The following is a 17433-nucleotide window of genomic DNA, read 5'->3' as shown; positions in this document are numbered from 1 at the left end:
CTCAATACCAGATCTGGTTCATGCGCGCCGCCATCACCAGGGCGGTGACGCCGACGGCGGCCAGGACAAAGTTGCTCCAGCGGGTCCGCTCCAGGATGGACCAGTACACGGCCCCAATCGGGAGGATCAGCGCCGTCGCCAGATAGCCCCAGAACTCCCAAGCCTCCCCCGCGATCCGCTCGCCGCTGGCCACCCGGACAATCGAACCCCCCAGATAGACCAGGAGGGCAAGTTCGACGGCGGCCACCGACAGTATCGTCGTGTCGTTGGGCGCTTTCTTCAGGAGGCCCGCGACGACGCAGATGATGCTGGAGAGCAGGCCAACCACCAGAATGATGTAGAAATACGCGTCCACTACTGGCCGGCCAGCTTTTCTGTGGGCTGCTTATCTGTGGGCTGCTTATCTGTGGCCGGCTTGCCGTTGCCGGGCTTTTCGTTGCCGGGCTTTTCATTATCCGGCGCGAAGACGAGCACTGGTTTGGCGTAGCTTCCCGCATCGGCCAGGAGGGCCACGAGCGAACCGTCCGGCGCGAACGCCGCTGCCGGTTTGTCCGCGGTCGCTGCCTCCGGTGTGCCTGCCGCTGCTCCGGCTCCGATCCTGCGGCCGAAGGAAATCTCAGTGGTTTCCGCCTCGCTGAGTTCACGGTTCGGCATCAGCGCCCGGGCCGCGTCCGAGATTTCCAGGACGTCCAGCGTCTCGGCCAATTGTTCGAGCGTATGTGCCTGATCAAGGGTGTATGGACCCACTTGAGTCCTCCGCAGTGCAGTCAGGTGGCCGCCGACGCCGAGAGCATCGCCGAGGTCGCGGGCCAGGGCACGGATGTAGGTACCGGAGGAGCACTCCACGGTGACGTCCACGTCGAGTGACTCGCCGTCGTGGACGGGACGGGTCTCGTGGATCTCAAAGCGGTGGATCGTCACCGGCCGGGCTGCGAGTTTGACCTCTTCACCGGACCGGACCCGGGCGTAGGCGCGTTCGCCGTTGACCTTGATGGCGCTGACGCTGCTGGGAACCTGCTCGATTTCCCCGATCAGTGCCGCGACGCCGGCGCGGACGGCGTCTACGGTGACCCCGGCGGCGCTGCGGGTGGCGGTGACCTCGCCTTCGGCGTCGTCCGTCACGGTGGATTCACCGAGCCTGATGGTGGCGGTGTAGGTCTTGGACGTGCCCACGATGTAGGTCAGCAGCCGGGTGGCCTTGTTGATGCCCACCACCAGAACGCCGGTGGCCATCGGATCCAGTGTCCCGGCGTGGCCGACCTTTCGGGTACCGGCAATCCGCCGCATCCGTCCAACCACATCGTGGCTGGTCCAACCTTGCGGCTTGTCTACTATCACCAGTCCAGAAAGCACGCCTCCCAGTATATGCGGGCCGGCCCCGCCCCGACGCCCACAGTCCCGCCGCCACCGCGGACGCCGGGCGTTAGGATGGCAGACATGCCCGAGCTTGCCGCACATGTCCGCGACGTCCCGATTAACCAGATCCGCGAGATCACCGAAGCCGCCTGGGGAACGCCCGGTGCGATCGTGCTGAGTATCGGGGAGCCGGGCTTCGCAGTCCCCCGCCATGTCCTCGAGGCCGGCATGGCGTGCTTGGACCGGGACGAGACCAACTACACACCTAACGCCGGGATCCCCGCGCTGCGGGAGGCCTTCGCCGCCCGCTTCCGTGAACACAATGCGACGCCGGTCGGCGCGGAGCGCGTGTACGTGGTCGACGGCGCCCAGCAGGGCCTGCATTTCGCCATGAGCCTGTTGCTCTCCCCCGGGGATGAGATCCTCATCCCCAATCCCGGCTACCCCACCTTCGCGATGACGAGCAGCCTGCTGCACGCCGTTCCGGTCCGCTACCCGCTGTACCCGGAGCACGATTTCCAGCCACGGATCGAGGACATCGAGGCGCTCATCACGCCCCGAACCAAGGTGCTGATCCTGAATTCCCCGTCCAACCCGCTCGGCGCTGTCCTGGGCGAGGACCTGACCCGCCGGCTCGTGGAGCTGGCGAGGCGGCACGATCTGTGGGTCATCTCCGACGAATGCTACGAGGCGTTCACCTACGATGTCCCGCACGTCAGCCCGGCCCGCTTCGACAGTGACGTCCCGGGCGAAGCACGCGTGTTCACCTCGCTCACGCTCTCCAAAACCTACGGGCTGACGGGACTGCGGATAGGTGCGCTGATCTGCCCGCCGGGGCTGGAACAGAAGATGAACAACGTGATGGAGTCGATCGTGTCGTGCGTGGCCTCGCCGTCGCAGTACGCCGCGCTGGCAGCGCTGACCGGTCCGCAGGACTACGTCAGCCATGCCCATGCCCACTACCGGGCCAACCGCGACGCGGCCTCGGCGGTGCTGCGCGCCCACGGCATCCCCTACCTCGCGGCCCAAGGCGCGTTCTATTTGTGGGCGGACGTCTCGCATGCCAGTGGCGGGGATGTCCGGTCATGGACGCGCCGCTTCCTGGCGGACTCCGGGGTGGCCTTCGCCCCCGGCACGGCGTTCGGCTCGATCGGCGAGGGCTGGATCCGGATCGCGCTCTGCGGCAGCCAGGCCGATTTGGTGGAGGGCCTCGGGCGCATCCCTGCACGCGAGCGGGCAGCGGGGACCGACAGGTCCACCGGCCCTATCGCCGGGCCGGCCGGCGCCCTAGCCTGAGCTCACGGCGCTTCCAGGCTGGCCCACTGTCCTGGCGTCGGACCTGGCCCGACAGGGCGCCGTGGATTTCCAGCCGAGGGAGTACATCGTGTGGTGGCAAGACCTGCTGTGGGGTTTCTGGAATGGGCTGACGGCATGGATCGTCCTGATCGCCCATGTATTCGGGTTCTGGAGTGAATTCCCGTTCTATAACTCCGCCCGTGCGGGGAACTGGTACGACTTCGGCTACCTCCTGGGCATGGGATCTCCCGTGCTGGGCGGCGGGCTGGGAGCCCGAGGACGCTCAAGACGCCGCTAGGCGGACAGTGCGGCGTCGAGCCAGCTGCGAAGGGCGGCCGACGGCGGCGCACCGGCCTGGTGCGCTGCCACCGCGCCGTTCTTGATGACGAGCAGCGTCGGGATGGCCTGGATATCGAATCTCCGGGACAATCCCGGGGAGCTGTCGACGTCGACCTTCACCAGCTTGAACTTTCCAGCCCGCTCCACGGCCAGCTTGTCCAGCACCGGGCTGACCATTCGGCACGGCCCACACCACGCCGCCCAGAAATCGACGAGAACCGGAACGGTGGATTGCTCCGCGACAACCGGGAAGTCGGCGTCGGACGCCGGCACGATCCAGGCAAGGTCCCGGCCGCAGTTGCCGCAGCGCGGGTGCCCGGCAGCGGCCGCGGGAATCCGGTTGGTCTTCCCGCAGTGCGGGCATTTGGTCAGGCTGGACTCCACGGCACTCCGCCACCTTTGCGCATAACTGCGGTCCTTGATGCTTCTATATTCGTCAACCGTGGCCCGGCCGTCCACCTCCACGCCGCTCCCGGACAGACTCGAGGCGGTTTTCACCCGGATCCCGGGTCACCGGCAACGGCAGCTGGATCTTTCCGAACGGATACGACAGCAGGGGCCGGATCCGTTACCGGTTCCGGCCCCTGCTGTTGAAGGCATTCCTACTTGTTGCGGTCCTCATCGATTGCGTCGTTGTCGATGAGGTCCAGGTCCTCTTCGTCAAAGTCGTCCTCGTCGAGCTCCACGTCCTGCGGAGTGTCACTCTTGTAAGGATCGGCGTCGCCGGCGTGCTTGGCACTTTCGGCAAGCGCGGCCACCTCGGCGTCGCGCTTCTTCGCCGCCCGGAGCAGCTCCTCAAGGTTCGAGGCGTTGACGGGGATCTGGTCAGCCACGAACTCGAGCGTCGGAGTCAGCCGCACGGTGATGTTCCGCCCGACTTCCTGCCGCAGCACGCCCTTGGCCTTCTCCAGCCCCTTGGCGGCATCGGCCTGGGCCACTTCGTCACCGAACACGGTGTAGTAAACAGTTGCGTGCTGCAGGTCGTTGGTCACCCGCGAGTCGGTCACGGTGACGCCTTCCAGGCGGGGATCCTTCACCCTCCGGCCCAGCGCCTCAGCAACGACAACCTTAATCCGCTGCGCCAACTTGGCAGCCCGTGCGGGATCAGCCATTTCCACTCCTAAAAATTTGGATGTACGACGGCGCTGTAACGGCTGCCGTACACCAGTTGGGTTTTCATGCCACGCGCCTAAGGCGAGTCTACGACGGACTCCCGTTGGATTCTTCCGGCGGCCCTTTGGAGCCGTGGAGGGGGCCCGGGAGTGGCATCGGGCCTGCCGGAGCTGGGTGGCCGACGTCGTAAGACGTCGGCCACCCAGCGTAGGGGCGGGGCCCCTCTACGGCGGAAAAGTGCAGGGCCGCCGGAAAATCCAACGGCCCCGCACCTGTACTGCTAAACCAACCTAGACGCGCGGCTTCTCGCGCATCTCGAAGGTCTCGATGATGTCACCTTCGGTGATGTCGTTGAACGAGCCAAGACCGATACCACACTCGAAGTCCGTGCGGACCTCGGTTGCGTCGTCCTTGAAGCGCTTGAGCGTCTCAACGGTGAGGTTGTCACCGATGATCTTGCCGTCGCGGCTGATGCGGGCCTTGGCGTTGCGCCGGATAACACCGGAGCGGACGATCGAGCCTGCAATGTTGCCGAACTTGGAGGAACGGAACACTTCGCGGACCTCGGCGGTGCCAAGCTGGACCTCTTCGTACTCCGGCTTGAGCATGCCCTTGAGGGCTGCCTCGATGTCATCGATTGCTGCGTAGATGACGGAGTAGAAGCGCATGTCCACGCCTTCGCGGTCTGCCAGTTCGGCAACACGCTCGGCGGGCTTGACGTTGAAGCCGATGATGACGGCGCTGTCGACCGTTGCCAGGTTGACGTCGTTCTGCGTGATCGCACCGACACCGCGGTGGATGACGCGGAGCTGGACACCCTCGCCGACGTCGATCTTGAGCAGCGCGTCTTCGAGGGCTTCCACGGCACCGGACACGTCACCCTTGAGGATGAGGTTGAGGGTGTCGATCTTGCCATCGGCGACGGCCTGGTCGAAGTCTTCCAGGCTGATGCGCTTGCGGCGCTTGGCCAGGGCGGCGTTGCGGTCGGCAGCTTCACGCTTCTCGGCGATCTGGCGGGCGGTACGCTCGTCAGCGGTCACGAAGAAGGTGTCACCGGCGCGCGGGACGTTGGACAGACCCAGCACCTGCACGGGGCGGGACGGGCCGGCCTCGGTCAGGGCGCTGCCGTCGTCGTCGAACATCGCACGGACGCGGCCGTGGGCCGTGCCTGCCACGATGGTGTCGCCGACGTGCAGGGTACCGGACTGAACCAGGACGGTGGCCACGGAACCGCGGCCCTTGTCCAGGTTGGCTTCAATCGCGATACCGCGGGCGTCCTTGTTCGGGTTGGCGCGCATGTCCAGGGCAGCGTCTGCGGTGAGCAGAACGGCGCCGAGGAGCTCGTCGATGTTCAGGTTCTGGCGGGCGGAGACCTCCACGAACATGGTGTCGCCACCGTATTCTTCCGGAACCAGGCCGTACTCGGTCAGCTGGCCGCGGACCTTGTCCGGGTTGGCGCCTTCCTTGTCGATCTTGTTCACGGCCACGACGATCGGCACGTTGGCCGCCTGGGCGTGGTTGAGGGCTTCAACGGTCTGCGGCATGACGCCGTCGTCCGCTGCGACCACCAGGATGGCGATGTCGGTGACCTTCGCACCACGGGCACGCATGGCGGTGAACGCCTCGTGGCCCGGAGTATCGATGAAGGTGATTTTGCGATCGATGCCTTCGTGGGCGTGGGTGACCTGGTAGGCACCGATGTGCTGCGTGATACCGCCGTGCTCGCCCGCCATAACGTCGGACTTGCGGATGGCATCGAGCAGTCGGGTCTTACCGTGGTCAACGTGACCCATGACGGTGACAACCGGAGGACGTGCCTCGAGGTCTTCATCGCCTTCGGCTTCCAGTTCGGCGTCGAAGTCGATGTCGAAGGTGGAGAGCAGCTCGCGCTCCTCGTCCTCCGGGGACACAACCTGGAGCTTGTAGCCAAGCTCCTCGCCGAGCAGGGCGAAGGTCTCTTCATCCAGCGACTGCGTGGCCGTGGCCATTTCGCCGAGGTGGAAGAGGACCGTCACCAGTGCTGCCGGGTTTGCCTCGATCTTGTCGGCAAAGTCCGTGATGGACGAGCCACGGCGAAGCCGGACTACGGTGTTGCCGTCGCCGCGGGGTACGCTCACGCCACCCAGCGACGGAGCGCTCATCTGCTCCAGTTCCTGACGCTTGGCACGCTTCGACTTGCGCTGCTTGCCACGGCCTGCGCCGCCCTTACCGAAGGCGCCCTGGGTGCCGCCGCGACCGCGACCGCCCTTACCAAAGCCACCACCGGCCGGAGCGCCGCCACCGGCACCGGGAGCACCGGTACCCGGAGCGCCACCCGGACGGCCCGGACCACGGCCTCCGCCGCCGGGACGGCCGGCACCAGCGGGTGCGGGACGTTCGGTGCGGTTAGGCATCATGCCGGGAGTCGGGCGGTTGCCGCCGGCTCCTGCCGGACGACCGGCGCCGGGAGCGCCGGCCGGACGCGGGGCGCCGGGGCGGGGGCCGCCAGCGCCTGCTGCCGGACGGGGACCACCCGGACGGGGGCCGCCAGCGCCTGCTGCGGGGCGCGGACCACCGGGGCGTTCACCCTCGGTGCGGCTTCCGCCCGGACGGGGCATTCCCTGGGAAGGAGCGAACGGGTTGTTGCCCGGACGCGAGGGACGTTCGTTGTCGCCGCCGCGGCCGCGGGGCATGCCCTGGGACGTGGCGAACGGGTTGTTGCCGGGACGGGGACCGCCCGGACGCGGTGCAGAACCACCCTGGCGTGCCGGAGCAGCCGGGGTTTCGGCCTTAGGGGCCGGACGCGCGCCGGGCTTGACGCCCGTCGACGGAGCGGCCGGGGCCTGGGCAGCGGGGGCTGCCGGAGCCTGGGCGGCGGGGGCTGCCGGAGCGGCGGGCGCGGCGGCAGGTGCCGCAGCGGCCGGAGCCGGAGCTTCAGCCTTGGGTGCTGCAGCCGCCGGCGCTGCGGGCGCAGCGGGGCCGGGTGCAGGCGCCGGACGGGTCGCTGCCGGGCTGGCAGATGCCTGGGGGGCGGACGCCGGAGCTTCGGACTTCGAAGCTGCGGGGGCGTCGGGGTAAGCGTTGCGCAGTTTCCGCACAACGGGAGCCTCGATTGTTGACGAGGCGGAGCGAACGAATTCGCCCAGTTCCTGCAGTTTGGTTACTGCATCTTTGGAAGTAATACCGAGCTCTTTAGCAAGCTCATGTACGCGGACCTTGGCCACATTTCTCCTGTCTCGGTCCGCACCGAGCCAGGCACGAACCGTCTACTTCTTACTGCGGGCCTCCGCCGCGAATGCAGCTGAAAGGCCCATTGCAGAGCGCAACAAAGTTGTCATCGTTGCGCACTCATCGCTGGGAACTCATCGGGTTTCCATCAGTTTTCTGACCCGCTTTCAGGTTGGACGGTTGTTGCTGCGGCCACCGGGGTGCCCACGGCTTCCGTGCCGGCAGTGATCCGGCGTTCAACATCGGCCGTACCGGCTGCGCCGTTGAGGGCGCGGCCGAACGCTCGACGTTTGACCGCCAGTGCCAGGCACTTTTCGCTGGGGTGCAGCCATGCTCCCCGGCCAGCCATCCGGCGTCGTTCATCCACCACGACGGCGGACGAACCACCGGCGCCGGCGACGAGCCGGAGTAACTCCGACCGCGATCCTTTTTGTCGGCATCCGATACAGGTGCGCTGCGGCTGATTCCCGAGGTGTTGCACATGTGCCACGTTCGAGTATCTTCCTGCCAGTACAGCTGCTTGGTGAATCACCGCGTCCCGGGAATCCGGGAAAAACCCAGACGCGCCAAAGACACACGGATACCGGCCGTTAGGCGCGGTCATGTCTATTCTAGCCCCTCCGGCGCCCGGGTCCCGAACCCAGGCATGCCGGTCAGCTTGGAAATCACGGCTAACCCGTGAGAGCGCACACAGGCCGCGGGCCGCGATGGCGGCCCGCGGCCCGTGTTCGTGCGCTTGCGCGCTTGCGCTATTTGCCGGTGTTGACGGCGGCGTCGGAGACGATGTCGATTCGCCATCCCGTGAGTTTGGCGGCGAGACGGGCGTTCTGGCCCTCTTTGCCGATGGCGAGGGAGAGCTGGTAGTCGGGAACGACCACCCGGGCCGAACGCGTCGCCTCGTCGGTGATTGTGACCGAATTCACGCGCGACGGCGAGAGGGCGCTGGCGATGAAGGTCGCAGGATCGTCGTTGTAGTCAACGATGTCGATCTTCTCGTCGTTCAGTTCAGTCATGACCGCCCGGACACGCGAACCCATTTCACCGATGCAGGCGCCCTTGGCGTTCACGCCGGGGGTGTTTGCCTTCACGGCGATCTTGGTGCGGTGGCCGGCTTCGCGGGCAAGCGCCACGATCTCGACCGAACGGTCCGCGATCTCGGGAACTTCGAGTTCGAAGAGCTTCCGGACGAGCCCGGGGTGGGAGCGCGACAGCGTGATGGACGGGCCCTTGGTGCCGCGGTGGACGTCGATCACGAAAGCGCGCAGCCGGTTGCCGTGGATGTACTTCTCGCCGGGAACCTGCTCGGGCGGCGGCAGCAGTGCCTCCACCGTGCCCAGGTTCACCTGGATCATGTGCGGGTTGTTGCCCTGCTGGATGGTGCCGGCGACAAGCTCACCTTCACGGCCCTTGAACTGGCCCAGCACGTTGTCGTCCTCAGCGTCCCGGAGGCGCTGCAGAATGATCTGCCGTGCGGTGCTCGCCGCGATGCGTCCGAAGCCCGCGGGGGTGTCCTCGAACTCGCCGATCGGGGCGCCGTCGTCGTCGATCTCGGTGGCCCAGATGGTCACGTGGCCGCTCTTGCGGTCGAGCTCGGCCCGGGCCTTTTCGAAGGCGCCGGGGGTCTTGTGATAGGCCACGAGCAGTGCCTGCTCGATTGTGGGAATCAGGAGATCCAGCGGGATTTCACGCTCACGCTCCAGGAGTCTCAGTGCGCTCATGTCAATATCCATCAGGCCTCCTCAGAAGGTCCATTGTTTGCTTTTTCCAAGCCGGCCTCTTCGAGGTGGCTGAACTCTATCTCGACTTTTCCGCTGCGGATCCTGTCGAAAGGAAGCTTGACGGGTTCACCCTGTTTGGGCTTCATGCCCTTCTTGACGGCAATTTCCGGAACGAGGGTGACTCCCCCATCGTCGACGGACTGGACCCTGCCGGTGACGTTGTCGCCTTGGATCACGTTCACGTTGACCATCCGCCCGCGGGCGCGGTGCCAGTGCCGCTCCTCGGTCAGTGGACGGCCGACGCCGGGTGAAGAGACTTCGAGCTCATAGGGGCGCGCGTCCATGCTGGGGTCGTTGTCCAGGGTGTCCGAGAGGGTCTTGGAGATCTCGGCGATGACGTCGAGCCCGACGCCCCCGGTCTCCTCCTGCGGCAGGTCCACCACTACGTGGACCACCCGGTTGGCGCCGGCGACATGGATGGATACGTCCTCCAGGTACAGCCGGTTCGCCAGCACTGCGGGTTCCAGGAGTGCGTGAAGGCGCTCGGCCTCGACATTTTGAACGGTTGCGGCTTCAGCCTTCCCCGTCCCGGTCCGGTCTGTTGAAGTCGTGGCTTCTGCGTTGGTCATGATGCCGGCCGCCTCCCGCTAGATGATGTTGTGTGTACTAGCCTAGCGATTTTCCAGGCGGCGTGGTGCACGCAGTTCCGGGCCGGCATGACAACATGGTCTGTTGTGAAAGACGACACCAGGGAAAAGCGATGGCAGGATCACTTTCCCCGGTCGCTCCCCCGCTATGTGCTTTTGGTGTGCCTCGCCCTGGTGGTGGTGAGCCTGGGCGTGGTCCTGACGCCGGCCAGGCCGCCGGAGCCTGCGGCGCCGCCCTTTTCTGAGCAGGCGCGCGCCGCCGCACTGGCCGAAACCCGGCAACTGCTGGACGCCGGCAGCCAGCTTGGCACCGCGGCCCGGGCCGGTTCAAAAGACAGCCCGGCCGAGGGCGCGGATGGCCGTCCGGCCGCTGCCGGGAATGCCGCCATCGGGCGGACTGTGACCTTGCTGACACTCCAGGCGCAAGCGCTGCTGGCGCCGGGAGAAAGTCCTGCGGACCCGGCCGGCGCGGCTGCCGCCTCCGGCCGGGCAACGCCCCCGGCAGCGTCCTCCGCCGCTTCGACTCCGTCCGCTTCCGGAGAACCCGGCGCCGGGGCGTCCGCCGCACCTCTTCCGGCGACCGCAGCCGGGCTGGTGGCGGCCTTGGCAGACAGCGGCCGCCAGCGCCTCGCGGACGCTGCCAAGGTCGACGGCGGCATGGCACGGCTGTTGGCCGCCGTCGGCACCGCTCAGCTGCTGCAGGCGTCCGCCCTCGCCGCCGGCACCGGAACGGCGACGCCGGCAGCCGACGTAACCTCGCCGCAGGTGTCCGGCACCTGCCCGTCGCCGTCCGCGACGGCGCCCTCCACAGAGGGTCCGGCCGCAGCAGAACCGTCCACAGCAGCGCAGCCCGAAGGAGAGCCATCCGCGGCCGCGTCCAGCCTCGGCGGCGCCCTGGCGTCGGCTGCGCGGACCGAGGCGCAGACCATCTACGGCTACCAGGTGGCGCTGACCCGGCTCGGTGGCGACGCGGCGAAATCCGCGGCCGAGGAACTGGCCCATCATGACGCGCTCCTTGGCGCCGTGGAATCCCTGAGCCGGCTGCACTGTTCCGCGGTGCCACCACGTGAGGCGGGCTACGCGCTGGAGCCGTCCTTCCTGGCCTCCCCCGCCGCCGGCCTCGGCGACCTGGAAGCCGCCGCCCTGCCGGTCTATGGCGACCTCGTGGCGCTGAGTGAGGGCGGGACCCGGCAGTGGGCCATCGCTGCCCTGTTCGGGTCTGCGAAGCGGGCGGTGCAGTGGGGTGCGGATTCCGGCGCCCTGCCGGGCCTGGACAGGGCCTCGATGCCGACGCGGCCGGCGGGCGAAACGCCGTCGCAGCCCGCGGGCTGAACGCCGGAGCAAGCCTCGGCTTATTTTGGTAAGCCTTGGAATACTGGCATGCCCCGGCGCCGGGTGATTTGCTGTAGGCATGGAAACGACCGGCGCCGCAACCCAGCACGAGAACGAGCCGCACCACAATGACATCGCACACCGCCTCAATTGGCTCCGCGCGGGCGTCCTGGGGGCCAATGACGGCATCGTCTCCGTCGCAGCGATCGTCGTCGGCGTCGCCGGCGCCACCACCGACACCGGAGCAATCCTGCTCGCGGGCGCCGCGGGCGTGGTGGGCGGCGCTATCTCGATGGCGCTCGGGGAATATGTCTCCGTCAGCAGCCAGAAGGACAGCCAGCACGCCTTGATCGAAAAGGAGCGCCGGGAACTGGAGGAACAGCCGGAGGAAGAGCTCGAGGAGCTCGCGGCGATCTACCAGGGCAAGGGCCTCAGCCCCGCGACCGCACGGACGGTGGCCAAGGAACTGACGGCGCACGACGCGCTCGGCGCGCACCTCTCGGCCGAACTCCATATTGACGAGACCGACATCGTGAGCCCCTGGCACGCGGCGTTCGCTTCTGCCATCGCGTTCCTCGCCGGTGCAATCCTGCCCATGCTGGCCATCCTGCTGCCGCCGGAAAGCATCAGGATTCCGCTGACCTTCGTGGCCGTGCTCGTGGCGTTGGCCGCCACCGGCGCCGTGGGCGCGTGGATTGGCGGCGGCTCAAAGCTCAAAGCAGCGATCCGCGTGGTGATTGGCGGCGCCGTTGCGCTGGTGGCAACGTTCGCGATCGGCAACGCGCTCGGCGCGAGCGGCATCGTCTAAAGGCCCCCCCCGGTCCCAGAGGAACCATCCGAGGCCCGCCAACGCAGCGGCGACCCCTCCGGCCCTACGATAGGTCCCGTGAACGCGATCCCAGACGTCCCCATCCCGCCTGATCTTTCCCGCCGGTACGCCCGTACCCCTGCGGGACGCACCTGGCTGGCGGCACTTCCTGACCTGATCGGGCGATTCCTCGACCAGTGGGACCTGGAGCCGGATCTGGAACCGGGTGCCCTTCCCTGGAACGGGCACGGCGGCGTCGTCATTCCCGTGCGGCGCCGGGACGGGCAGGGGTCCCCGGGCAAGGGCGAGGCAGCCGTGCTGAAGCTGGCTTTTCCGCATGAGGAGGCCACCCGCGAACACCACGCCCTCGCCCTGTGGGGAGGTCACGGCGCCGTCAGGCTGCTGGCCGCCGACGCCGGTTCCTGCGCCCTGCTCCTGGAGCGCCTGGACGCCTGCCGCTCCCTCCTGGATGTCCCGCTGGACACGGCGGTGACCGCGTGGGGCGGCGTGGTCCGCCAGCTCAGCGTGGCCCCGGACGGCCGGCCGGAGTGGCTGGAAATCGACCACGTGGCGGCACGGGCCGAGCGGTGGAGCGATGAATTCCCGGAGGCGTGGGAACACCTCGGGCGGCCGTTCCCACGCTGGCTGCTCGAGGCGGCGCTGGAGGTCTGCCAGACCCGCGGCGCCGTCGGCCGGCGGTCCGGCAAAGACGTCCTGGTCCACGCGGACCTTCACTACCTGAACATCCTGGCGCGGCCCGGCGTCCCGGAGCCGGCAACCCGGAAGGAAACACCGCCGCCGGAGTACGCTGCGATTGATCCCCAGCCCATGATCGGGGAGGCGGAGTTCGCGGTGGCCCCGGTGCTGTGGAACAGGCTCCGGGAACTGCCGCAGCAGGATCCCGGACGGGCCCTGCTCGCGCGGTGCGGGGATTTCAGTGCCGCAGCCGGGCTCGACGCCGAGGCCGCCCGGCAGTGGAGCCTGGCGCGCGAGGTGGAGAACGCCCTCTGGTATGCCTCGCAGCGCCACTATGACGGCGATCTGGCCCGATCGCTGTGGGTGGCGAGCACGCTGGCGGGCCGGACGCTTCCCGGCCTGCCCGCCCCGCAGGAGCTGCCCGATCCGGGCCAGGACATGGCCCACTGGGCGGCGGACCAGCACTAGCCGCAGCCGGCTCCTTCAGCACTTGGCGATCCGGGGACTTTTGGCTCTTCCCCGACCGGGGGTGCCGGGGAGAAGGCTGGACACATGCACGAACCCCGTGGCGGGCGCTCAGCCGCCGAACCTGCCGGGCAGGAGGGTCGGGACAATGACGATCCTTTCCTCCGGTATGCCGCCCGCTTCGAGCGGCCCATCGTGGAGATCAAGAGTATGCTCCGCGGCTCCGTTACCTCCCCGGCCGAGATCGCCCGTGCGCTCGGCTTGCCCGCCGCAGCGGCCGAGGGACCGGCATCGTTTTTCGCCGACTTCTCCGCGCCGCACGGAACCCGGCACATCCGGGCATGCGGTGCAGCCGCCTGCTTCGCGGCGTCCGGCGGCAGGCACATGGCGGAAGTGGAAGCCGCGCTGGGAGTGGAGGCGGGGAGCCGAAGCGCGGACGGCGCCGTATCGCTCCAGGAAGTGCGCTGCCTGGGCTACTGCTTCGGCGGACCGGCAGCCCTCGACGGCGAGGACGCGTGTGCGGGGCCCGACCTGGCGGCCCAATTGCAGGGGTCGTCACCGCGGAAGGCGCCGCCCATCCCGGTGTCCTGTGACAGTGCGTACGCTGTGGTGACCGCCGGGCTGCTGGGAGCCTCGACGCCATGGTCGGCCTGGCCCGGCGTCGTCGCCGCAGGAACACCTGAAGATGTCCTCAGCCAGGTCGAATCCGCCCGTCTGAAGGGACGGGGCGGAGCCGGCTTCCGCGTCGCCGCCAAATGGCGGGCCGCACTGGAACACCCTTCACCGCGGGTGGTTGTGGCCAACGGTGATGAGGGCGACCCCGGTTCCTTTGCGGACCGCTTGCTCATGGAACAGGACCCGCACCGGGTGCTCGAAGGCCTCGCCCTGGCCTGCTTCGCTGTCCGCGCGGAAACCGGCGTCGTGTTTGTCCGCTCAGAGTATCCCCACGCCGTCGCCCGCCTGAAGGAAGCGCTGCTCGAGGCACGCGCTGCCGGGCACCTCGGCCCGGACGCGGGAGGCAGCGGATTCAGCCTGGAGATCCACGTAGCTGTTGGCGCGGGGTCGTATGTCTCCGGCGAGGAAACGGCCCTGTTGAACGGGCTCGAAGGCCTGCGCGGCGTCGTGCGGCCCCGCCCGCCGTTTCCCACCGCACGGGGGCTCCACGGACGGCCCACCGTAGTCAACAACGTGGAAACACTCAGTGCGGTGCCGTGGATAGTGCAGCACGGCGGAGCCGCATACGCCGCGATGGGGACCGCGGACGAGGCCGGCACGGTGGTCGCCTGCCTGTCCGAACGGTTTCTCCGGCCCGGCGCCTACGAGGTGGAGATCGGCACGCCGGTCCGGCGGATCGTGGAAGATCTCGGCGGCGGGCTTCGGGACGGGGCAGCGATGCGTGCACTGCAAATCGGCGGCCCCCTGGGCGGCTTCCTCGGCCCCGCCGACCTGGACGTGCCCCTGAGCGATGCCGCCCTCACCAGCCGGGGAGCGGCCCTCGGCCACGCAGGGATCGTCGCCTTCGATGACAGGCTTTCGGGCGAGCAGGTGCTGCGGAACCTGTGGGACTTTGCGGCGGCGGAGAGCTGCGGGCAGTGCTCGCCCTGCCGGGTGGGGACATGGCGCGGCCGGGCCCTGTCGGAGCGGCCTGACGGGCCGGATATCCGCCGGGAACGCGGCGAGGTGCTGCGCACGATGGCGGCGGGCAGCCTGTGCGCTTTCGGCCGCCGGGTGCCGTCCGCGGTGTTAAGCCTCGCCCGCGTCTACGGCCTGGACGGATGGCCGTCGTGAAACTCGTTGTCGACGGCCGACTGGTCGAGGTCGCGGCCGGAGCCACGCTGCTCGATGCTGTGCGGGCGGCCGGCCTGGCCCTCCCGACGTTGTGCCACGATGACCGGCTCACCACCGTGGCCTCGTGCCGTACGTGCCTGGTCGACATCACCGGCCGGGGCCCGGCCGCCGCCTGCAGCACCCCGGCGGAGGACGGATTGCGCGTCGCCGTCGAGGCGTCCCGGGCGTTGCGGCGGGATGCCCTGCGGGCCATCGTCGCGGGGCTGCCGACCCGGGCGCTGGACGTCCCGGCCGACCGCAGCGAACTGGCCCGGCAATGCGCCGACTACGGGGTGACTGCCCCGTCTGGTGCCGTCACGCCGCCGGAGCGCGGACTTGACCACTCCCACCCGTACGTCAAGCTTGACCGCGATCTCTGTATTGCCTGCGGGCGGTGTGTCCGCGCCTGCGCGGAGATCCAGGGCACGTTCGCCCTGACCCTCACGGGCCGCGGAGCCGGCACGGTGGTGGCGCCGGGCACCGGTGGTCCCTGGGCGGAGTCCGACTGTGTCTCGTGCGGGGCGTGCGTGGATACGTGTCCCACCGGCGCCCTGTCCGAGCCCGGGCTGCTCAACCTGCTGCCGATCGAACGGCAGACCCGGACCACCTGCGGGTATTGTGGCGTCGGCTGCACCCTGGAGGTCTCCACCCGTGACAACGTGATCATGACCGTCCGGCCCGCCGGTGAGGGCTCAGTGAATCGCGGCCACGCGTGTGTCAAGGGACGGTTCGCCCACGGGTTCCTGGGTTCAACAGACCGTCTGACAACCCCGCTGATCCGCAGGAACGGAACCCTGGCGCCCGCGTCGTGGGAGGCCGCAACGGGTTACGTGGCCGCCAGGCTTGCCGGGATCCGGGACGCGGACCCGGGCGGATTCGCCGTCATCTCCTCGGCCCGGGCCACCAACGAGGAGAACTATCTGGCCCAGAAATTCGCCCGGGCAGTCATGGGGACAAACAACGTGGACAACTGCGCCCGGCTCTGTCACGCCCCCTCGGCGGCCGGCCTGGCCGCCACGTTTGGTCTGGGCGGCGGCACGAATGCATTCGATGACCTCGACCGGTGCGACGTGATCCTCCTGGTTGGCGCGAATCCGACGGCGGCGCACCCCGTTGTCGGTTCACGGATCTTCCAGCGGGTCATGGACGGCGCCCGCCTGGTGGTGGTGGATCCCCGGCGCACGTTCCTCGCCCGGCACGCCGACGTCCACCTGCGGCCCCGGCCGGGAACCAACGTGGCCGTGTTCAACGGCCTGGCCCACGTCCTGGTCCGCGAGGGGCTCCTGGACTCCGCCTTCCTTGATACCCACACCAACGGCTATGACGAGCTGCTCGGGTTGCTCGAGGACTACCCGCCGGAACGCGTAGCCGAAATCTCCGGTGTCCCGGCGCACGACCTCGTGCGCGCCGCCGTGATGTACGGTCAGGCGCTGGTCCCGGCAATCTTCTACGGACTCGGCGTGACCGAACACCGGCACGGCACGGACGGTGTCCGGACCCTGTCCAACCTGGCACTCCTGCGCGGTGCCGTCGGGCCGGGTGCCGGCGGTGGGGTGAACCCGCTGCGCGGGCAAAACAACGTCCAGGGTGCGTCTGACATGGGGGCTCTGCCTGACCTGCTGCCCGGCTACCAGAAGGTCTTGGACCCGGCAGCGCGGACCCGCTGCGCCGAGGCCTGGCGGGCCGATGTGCCGTCGCGGCCAGGGCTTCGGATCCCGCAGATGTTCGCGGCCGCCCGGGACGGGGCGTTGCAGGCGCTGTGGGTGATCGGGGAGGACGTGCTCGCCACCGATCCTGACAGCGCTTCGGTGCGGGCGGCCCTGGCTGCCTGCCCGCTGGTGATCTGCAACGATCTGTTCCTCTCCCCCACGGCCGCCGCAGCGGACGTCGTCTTTCCCGTGGCCGCCTGGCTCGAGAAGGACGGCACGTTCGTCAACTTCGACCGGCGCTTCCAGCGGGTCAGGGCCGCCGTGGCGCCCCCGGCCGGCGTCCGCACAGACTTCGCGGTGCTGCACGCCGTCGCGGCCGGCATGGGGGCGGACCTTGGATGCCCCACACCGGAGGAGGCCATGGCGGAGTGCGCCAGCCTGGCGCCGCTGTTCGGCGGAATATCCCACGCACGCCTGGACCGCGACGGCCCGCTGCATTGGCCGTGCGGGTCCGCCGTTTCCCCCGGAACACCTCGGCTCTATCAGGACCGGTTCGCCACCCCGGACGGTCTGGCACACCTGGCCGCGCGGCCGTACCTGCCGCCGGGCGAGCAGTGCGACGCGGCCTATCCGTACCTGCTCGTCACCGGGCGCAGGGCGGAGCATTACAACTCCGGCAGCATGACCCGCCGGACCGACAACCTGGTCCTGCTCCCCGACGAAACGATCGACGTCGAGCCCGGGGACGCGGCGGCGCTGGGACTGAATGACGGCGATACTGTCCGGCTGGACAGCCGGCATGGAATGGCAGTCCTGCGGCTCAGGATCACGGACGATGTGGAACCCGGTCAGGTGTTCGCGGGCTTCCATTTCCCCGGCGCAACAGTCAACAGCCTCACCTCTGCCGTGGAGGACGAGGTAACGGGGTGCCCTGAATACAAGGTGACCGCGGTCCGCATCTCCGCGCACGCGTAACTCGC

Annotated in this window: 15 protein-coding genes; 7 read left to right on the top strand and 8 right to left on the bottom strand. The window is 68.7% G+C overall.

The annotated features are described in order from the left end of the window. Window position 1: 1 nt before the first annotated feature. Both AC1D1A_RS11910 and truB read right to left on the bottom strand, forming a co-directional pair. Entirely contained in the window at window positions 2–355 is a 354-nt protein-coding gene (locus AC1D1A_RS11910) for a hypothetical protein (protein ID WP_230012044.1), read from the bottom strand. After that, a complete protein-coding gene (truB, locus tag AC1D1A_RS11905; protein WP_476859049.1) occupies window positions 355–1353 on the bottom strand; it encodes a tRNA pseudouridine(55) synthase TruB in 999 nt (332 codons plus the stop codon). Before truB ends, AC1D1A_RS11910 begins: the two co-directional genes overlap by 1 nt. An 84-nt stretch (window positions 1354–1437) precedes the next feature. Between truB and AC1D1A_RS11900 the strand changes: the two genes are divergently transcribed. Together AC1D1A_RS11900 and AC1D1A_RS11895 are read left to right on the top strand one after the other, a co-directional pair. Beyond that, window positions 1438–2652: a pyridoxal phosphate-dependent aminotransferase gene (locus tag AC1D1A_RS11900; RefSeq protein ID WP_476947799.1), complete on the top strand. Its 1215-nt coding sequence runs from the start codon at window positions 1438–1440 to the stop codon at window positions 2650–2652. Window positions 2653–2740: 88 nt separating this feature from the next. Further along, window positions 2741–2950 carry a hypothetical protein gene (locus AC1D1A_RS11895; RefSeq protein ID WP_028278246.1) on the top strand — a complete coding sequence of 70 codons (210 nt, stop codon included), beginning with the start codon at window positions 2741–2743 and terminating at the stop codon, window positions 2948–2950. On the opposite strand, the gene trxA is transcribed toward AC1D1A_RS11895, so the two are convergent. From trxA to AC1D1A_RS11865, 6 genes are all read right to left on the bottom strand, one after another. Next, window positions 2947–3375 (bottom strand): thioredoxin, encoded by a 429-nt coding sequence (trxA, locus tag AC1D1A_RS11890; protein WP_476947828.1) that lies wholly within the window; start codon window positions 3373–3375, stop codon window positions 2947–2949. The two genes, AC1D1A_RS11895 and trxA, sit on opposite strands and share 4 nt — an antisense overlap. 218 nt (window positions 3376–3593) lie before the next feature. Then, window positions 3594–4103, bottom strand: a complete 510-nt coding sequence (gene rbfA / locus AC1D1A_RS11885) for a 30S ribosome-binding factor RbfA (protein WP_018774499.1) — start codon at window positions 4101–4103, stop codon at window positions 3594–3596. Between the two features lie 291 nt (window positions 4104–4394). After that, window positions 4395–7307 carry a translation initiation factor IF-2 gene (gene infB, locus AC1D1A_RS11880; protein ID WP_223914021.1) on the bottom strand — a complete coding sequence of 971 codons (2913 nt, stop codon included), beginning with the start codon at window positions 7305–7307 and terminating at the stop codon, window positions 4395–4397. A gap of 152 nt (window positions 7308–7459) precedes the next feature. Next, entirely contained in the window at window positions 7460–7915 is a 456-nt protein-coding gene (locus AC1D1A_RS11875) for a YlxR family protein (RefSeq protein WP_476859050.1), read from the bottom strand. Window positions 7916–8060: 145 nt separating this feature from the next. Further along, window positions 8061–9041 (bottom strand): transcription termination factor NusA, encoded by a 981-nt coding sequence (gene nusA, locus AC1D1A_RS11870; protein WP_018774503.1) that lies wholly within the window; start codon window positions 9039–9041, stop codon window positions 8061–8063. Further along, a complete protein-coding gene (locus tag AC1D1A_RS11865) occupies window positions 9041–9658 on the bottom strand; it encodes a ribosome maturation factor RimP (protein ID WP_028277119.1) in 618 nt (205 codons plus the stop codon). The genes nusA and AC1D1A_RS11865 overlap by 1 nt, the downstream gene beginning before the upstream one ends. A gap of 105 nt (window positions 9659–9763) precedes the next feature. Here AC1D1A_RS11865 and AC1D1A_RS11860 point away from each other — a divergent pair, with 105 nt between their 5' ends. The 5 genes from AC1D1A_RS11860 (at window position 9764) to fdhF (ending at window position 17428) form a co-directional block, all read left to right on the top strand. Then, window positions 9764–11008: a DUF4439 domain-containing protein gene (locus AC1D1A_RS11860; protein WP_476947798.1), complete on the top strand. Its 1245-nt coding sequence runs from the start codon at window positions 9764–9766 to the stop codon at window positions 11006–11008. 79 nt (window positions 11009–11087) lie between these two features. After that, a complete protein-coding gene (locus tag AC1D1A_RS11855) occupies window positions 11088–11816 on the top strand; it encodes a VIT1/CCC1 transporter family protein (RefSeq protein WP_223914023.1) in 729 nt (242 codons plus the stop codon). 78 nt (window positions 11817–11894) lie between these two features. After that, window positions 11895–12980, top strand: coding sequence for an aminoglycoside phosphotransferase family protein (locus AC1D1A_RS11850; RefSeq protein ID WP_476947797.1), 1086 nt, complete (start codon window positions 11895–11897; stop codon window positions 12978–12980). A gap of 84 nt (window positions 12981–13064) precedes the next feature. Next, the gene (locus AC1D1A_RS11845) at window positions 13065–14765 is read left to right on the top strand and encodes an NAD(P)H-dependent oxidoreductase subunit E (protein ID WP_476947796.1); all 1701 of its coding nucleotides are present in this window, start codon (window positions 13065–13067) and stop codon (window positions 14763–14765) included. Next, window positions 14753–17428 (top strand): formate dehydrogenase subunit alpha, encoded by a 2676-nt coding sequence (gene fdhF / locus AC1D1A_RS11840; RefSeq protein ID WP_476947795.1) that lies wholly within the window; start codon window positions 14753–14755, stop codon window positions 17426–17428. Before AC1D1A_RS11845 ends, fdhF begins: the two co-directional genes overlap by 13 nt. The last annotated feature ends 5 nt before the right edge of the window (window positions 17429–17433 follow it).

Source organism: Arthrobacter sp. P1_B9, assembly GCF_056406495.1.
Note: the sequence above shows the minus strand (reverse complement) of the source record. Positions and strands in the feature narration are given on the sequence as shown.